The organism is Pseudocitrobacter sp. 73 (assembly GCF_008369545.1).
GTDB lineage: Bacteria > Pseudomonadota > Gammaproteobacteria > Enterobacterales > Enterobacteriaceae > Pseudocitrobacter > Pseudocitrobacter vendiensis.
This window is the reverse complement of record NZ_VTZO01000017.1, coordinates 1-2,395: the sequence shown is the minus strand read 5'-3', so window position 1 is coordinate 2,395 and position 2,395 is coordinate 1. Positions and strand designations below refer to the sequence as shown.

Sequence of the window (2,395 nt, the reverse complement as noted above, 5' to 3'; positions counted from 1 at the left end):
CACCATCATACACTAAATCAGTAAGTTGGCAGCATCACCTGGCAGCTGAAAGTATGAATAATAACGCCCTGACAGGATATTTTATTGCACCCTGTCAAAAGTCATACATTCTTTCCCGGTTTTTGCTTTCTCATACCGGATAACTCTATTTAAGGCTTAAGGATAACCTTCGTCCATCCTTCATCCCGCTCATCGAAGTGCTTATATCCGGCAGGAGCCTCTTCAAGCGAAAGACGATGAGAAATTATTTTGCCCGGACTGGCTTTATCGTGATGGATGAGGCGAGACAGCTGACGGTTATAGGCCTTAACGTTCGCCTGGCCGGTACGGATTGCCTGTCCTTTAAACCAGAAACTCCCAAAATCAAATGGCATCTTACCCTCTCTGGCAAGCTCCGATTCAGCCCCCGGATCCTGAGGAATAAAGACGCCAACCACACCAATTCCCCCGGTTGCTTTCGTCGACGCAACAAGACTGTTCATGGTGACAGAGTTATCTTCATGGCCATGTTTGTTACAGCACTGATAGCCAACACATTCGCAGCCACAATCCGTACCGCGTCCATCCGTCAGGTCGAGAATTTTTTGTACAGCTTCATCGCCAGTAGCATTGATGCCCGTCGCCCCCATTTTTTCAGCCAGAGCCAACCGGTCTGTGTGCGTATCAACCACAAACACCTGTGAAGCACCTTTAATGATCGCCGAATGAGCTGCCATCAAACCGACCGGCCCCGCGCCATAAATGGCCACGCTTTCACCAGGCTTCAATCCGGCAAGTTCTGTTGCATGCCAGCCGGTAGGAAAAATGTCAGAGAGCATCACATAATCATCTTCTTTTTCTGCCGCATCAGGGGGAAGAACAAGGCAGTTAAAGTCGGCAAATGGCACCCGAAGCAGTTCCGCCTGCCCCCCCTCCCAGGGACCCATTTCAGCAAAACCATAAGCTGCGCCTGCCGAACCCGGATTGGTAGTGAGACAAAAGCCGGTCAGACCTTTTTCACAGTTTTCGCAAAAACCACATCCCACGTTAAACGGCAGACAAACATAGTCGCCCACCTTAATACGTTCAACGCCTGAGCCAATTTCGACCACTTCACCCAGGTTTTCGTGACCCAGAATCCGTCCCTGTTCAAAGCTGGTCCGGCCCTCATACATGTGCAAGTCCGACCCACAAATGTTGGTGGTGGTGATGCGGACGAGTACATCCGTGGGGCGGACAATTTTCGCATCCGGTACGTCTTTTACTTTTACATCATAAGGACCGTTGTAAATTACTGCTTTCATGATCTTCTCCTTCTTGCGTGCGGAAAGGAAATGCTGCCCGGCGGATTGGGGTATCAATCGAGTTTAGCTGCCATAACAGATCTCGCGATCGGCGAAAGGACGATTAGGATGTTTCTTAACTAAGTGCATTGAAGTCTGTAAGACAGGTACTTACCGATGAAGGCTGCCTGGAAAACGTAAAAACATCACACGTTAATCCGGTTTTTTTAAGCAGGCAGGGGATTACGGACAGCTTTGAGCGAGAAGCGGATAAAGTAAATCTATCTCATTTCTGCATTGTGCCAGAAGTAGACATAGGTGAATTAGGTAACCCTAGTGAATCGCCACGGATAATCTAGACACTTCCGAGCCGTTGATGGACTGACCCCGCCCCGGTAGACGATCCTGCCCTATAGTTTGAGCATAGGAGGAGCGTATGGGCACACCACGATTTACACCTGAATTTAAGGAAGAAGCCGTCCGTCAGATAACAGAACGCGGTTATTCCGTTGCCGAAGTATCCGACCGTCTGGGCGTTTCTGCACACAGCCTCTACAAGTGGCTACGGGCTATCAAACCTGATAACAGCGAACAGCATGCCCGGGATTTACTGGAAGCCAAAAGCGAGATCCTGAAACTCCGGGCGCAGCTAAAACGCACCGAAGAAGAACGGGATATCCTGAAAAAGGCCGCGCGGTACTTTGCAAGGGAGCCCGACTGAAGTACCGCTTTATCAATGAACACCGCACTGTATGGGGTGTGATGACGATGTGTCGGGTACTGAATGTCGCCCGGGCCGGGTTCTATGCGTGGCTGCACAACCCGGTCTCGGCGCGTGATAAAGATAACCAGCGTCTGCTGATGCTTATCCGCGACTCATATTCACTGAGCGGAGGCGTATACGGTTACCGGCGGGTTCATGGCGACCTGAACGAAATCGGGGAAACCTGCGGCAAAAACCGGGTGGGTCGTATTATGCAACAAAACCGGATCAAAGCCGTACGCGGCTATAAAGCGCCGCGTCGTATCGCCGGCCGGCCTTCAGTGGTTGCCCCTAATCGCGTGCAACGGCAGTTTACTGTTGTCCGGGCCAATCAGGTCTGGGTCACAGATATTACTTATAGTGTGCCCGG

1 protein-coding gene and 1 pseudogene are annotated in these 2,395 nt (G+C 50.9%); one reads left to right on the top strand and one right to left on the bottom strand.

All coding sequences use genetic code 11. The features are described 5' to 3' along the window. Positions 1-149: 149 nt before the first annotated feature. Entirely contained in the window at positions 150-1,283 is a 1,134-nt protein-coding gene (locus tag F0Q32_RS18210) for a glutathione-independent formaldehyde dehydrogenase (protein WP_017384068.1), read from the bottom strand. A 415-nt stretch (positions 1,284-1,698) separates the two neighbouring features. On the opposite strand from F0Q32_RS18210, the pseudogene F0Q32_RS18205 reads away from it, so the two are divergent. Beyond that, a pseudogene (locus F0Q32_RS18205) lies at positions 1,699-2,395 on the top strand (IS3 family transposase); the annotation flags it as partial.